This is a genomic window from Bacillus thuringiensis, from assembly GCF_001182785.1.
In the GTDB taxonomy this organism is placed as follows: Bacteria; Bacillota; Bacilli; order Bacillales; family Bacillaceae_G; genus Bacillus_A; species Bacillus_A thuringiensis_S.
In genome coordinates this window covers 297,501-300,000 of the sequence record NZ_CP012099.1, presented here as the reverse complement: position 1 = coordinate 300,000, position 2,500 = coordinate 297,501, and the positions used below count along the sequence as shown (strand labels likewise).

The following is a 2,500-nucleotide window of genomic DNA, read 5'->3' as shown; positions in this document are numbered from 1 at the left end:
AAGATACCTCATATATAAGGTATCTTTTTTACATGTCAATTATATAAATCATACTGTTTAGCAGTCTCTATTCTTCACCTTATTACCTTTTAATAGATTACATAACTTTTGCTTATCCGCCCATCCTACTCCGGTTAAAACTAAACTTGCTCCCATTATTACTCTCCCTGTCAGAGATTCATTTAATAGAATAATTGAAGTAACAATACTTATTAATGGTAATGCATTTAAATATAATCCGCTTACTGATGCTGAAACTCTCTCTAGCGCTTTATTCCAAAACCAATACGCTAAAATTGTTGCTCCAATAACAAGGTATATTACACTAAGTCCCGTTTTCCAAGTTTCAATCTTTGGTAAACCGTAATAAAGAATTTCTACCAGTGCAAATGGTAATAGAATAACAGCTCCAATAATTAAAGTTAATGTTGTAAAAACCTCGTTTGATAAATACTGTTCTTGTTTTGGTCGTTTTAGCAAAACCGTGTAGAAAGCAAATAGAAAAGTACTTAATAATATCAGGATATCTCCTATTAAAGATACTTCTTGATCAGCACTTTTAGATGGAATCGTAATAAAGAGTACTCCTATAGCACCCAATATAATTCCTATCCAATAATTCAATCGAATTTTCTCTTTCAAGAAGAATGCTGAAAAAAGAATTGTAACTAATGGTAATGCAGCATCTATGATACTAACATGTAATCCACTTGTTAAAGAAATACCGTAGGATGTAAACATAAAGTACCCAGCTACACCGGTAAAAGCTAGTAAACTCATTCTTTTCCATGGAACTTTTTTATGTACAACTGATTTTTGTAGTTGCTTAAATGAAAATAGCATACAAATTCCACCTGCAAAGAAAAGACGAATAAACAACAAAGTAAACGGCTGAATAGATTCTAACGCCCATTTTGTTGGAGCAATAGCTGTCCCCCATAATATAACAGCTACTAATAACATGCATATTTCTTTCATAATCCCCCACACCCATCAAAAATATATGTTAACTACCTTAATTATAGATTTTTTCTTATGTAAAATCCTTTAAAAATACAAAAGGTTATGCAAAAAAAGAGCTGGACCACCATTTTTCACATAACCTTTTTATATAAGATCACAAACATTCTTTTTACATCTCGACTATATTTTTACAAAAGGTAATTCTTACCTTTATATTTTGAGCAATAAAAATAAACACAAAAAAACCTAAGTCGAAACGACTTAGGTTTTTGCTTGGCGACGTCCTACTCTCACAGGGACAAGGTCCCAACTACCATCGGCGCTAGAGAGCTTAACTTCCGTGTTCGGTATGGGAACGGGTGTGACCTCTCTGCCATCATCACCAAACTATGAAGGCATATTCCTTCAAAACTAGATAACATTGCTACATATTATATGGTTAAGTCCTCGATCTATTAGTATTCGTCAGCTCCACATGTCACCATGCTTCCACCTCGAACCTATCAACCTGATCATCTTTCAGGGATCTTACTAGCTTACGCTATGGGAAATCTCATCTTGAGGGGGGCTTCATGCTTAGATGCTTTCAGCACTTATCCCTTCCGCACATAGCTACCCAGCTATGCCCTTGGCAGAACAACTGGTACACCAGCGGTGCGTCCATCCCGGTCCTCTCGTACTAAGGACAGCTCCTCTCAAATTTCCTACGCCCACGACGGATAGGGACCGAACTGTCTCACGACGTTCTGAACCCAGCTCGCGTACCGCTTTAATGGGCGAACAGCCCAACCCTTGGGACCGACTACAGCCCCAGGATGCGATGAGCCGACATCGAGGTGCCAAACCTCCCCGTCGATGTGGACTCTTGGGGGAGATAAGCCTGTTATCCCCGGGGTAGCTTTTATCCGTTGAGCGATGGCCCTTCCATGCGGAACCACCGGATCACTAAGCCCGACTTTCGTCCCTGCTCGACTTGTAGGTCTCGCAGTCAAGCTCCCTTATGCCTTTGCACTCTACGAATGATTTCCAACCATTCTGAGGGAACCTTTGGGCGCCTCCGTTACACTTTAGGAGGCGACCGCCCCAGTCAAACTGCCCACCTGACACTGTCTCCCGGGTCGATAAGACCCGTAGGTTAGAATTTCAATACAGTCAGGGCGGTATCCCACCAGCGCCTCCACCGAAGCTAGCGCTCCGGTTTCAATGGCTCCCGCCTATCCTGTACAAACTGTACCAAAATTCAATATCAGGCTACAGTAAAGCTCCACGGGGTCTTTCCGTCCTGTCGCGGGTAACCTGCATCTTCACAGGTACTATAATTTCACCGAGTCTCTGGTTGAGACAGTGCCCAAATCGTTACACCTTTCGTGCGGGTCGGAACTTACCCGACAAGGAATTTCGCTACCTTAGGACCGTTATAGTTACGGCCGCCGTTTACTGGGGCTTCAGTTCAGAGCTTCGCTTACGCTAACCCCTCTCCTTAACCTTCCAGCACCGGGCAGGTGTCACCCCCTATACTTCGCCTTACGGCTTCGCA

The 2,500-nt window shown here is 42.0% G+C and carries 1 protein-coding gene and 2 rRNA genes (1 of these 3 running past the window's edge); all 3 read right to left on the bottom strand.

Annotated elements, in window-relative coordinates; genetic code table 11:
* Positions 1-57 precede the first annotated feature (57 nt).
* Positions 58-978 carry a DMT family transporter gene (locus AC241_RS01675; RefSeq protein ID WP_048564185.1) on the bottom strand — a complete coding sequence of 307 codons (921 nt, stop codon included), beginning with the start codon at positions 976-978 and terminating at the stop codon, positions 58-60.
* A 256-nt stretch (positions 979-1,234) separates the two neighbouring features.
* Positions 1,235-1,350, bottom strand: a 5S ribosomal RNA gene (rrf, locus tag AC241_RS01670).
* A gap of 48 nt (positions 1,351-1,398) precedes the next feature.
* A 23S ribosomal RNA gene (locus AC241_RS01665) occupies positions 1,399-2,500 on the bottom strand; it runs 1,820 nt beyond the window's last position.

Bases quoted from the DNA above. Each gene is read 5' to 3' on its own strand.
- AC241_RS01675 (WP_048564185.1), bottom strand. From the start codon at position 978: ATGAAAGAAATATGCATGTTATTAGTAGCTGTTATATTATGGGGGACA.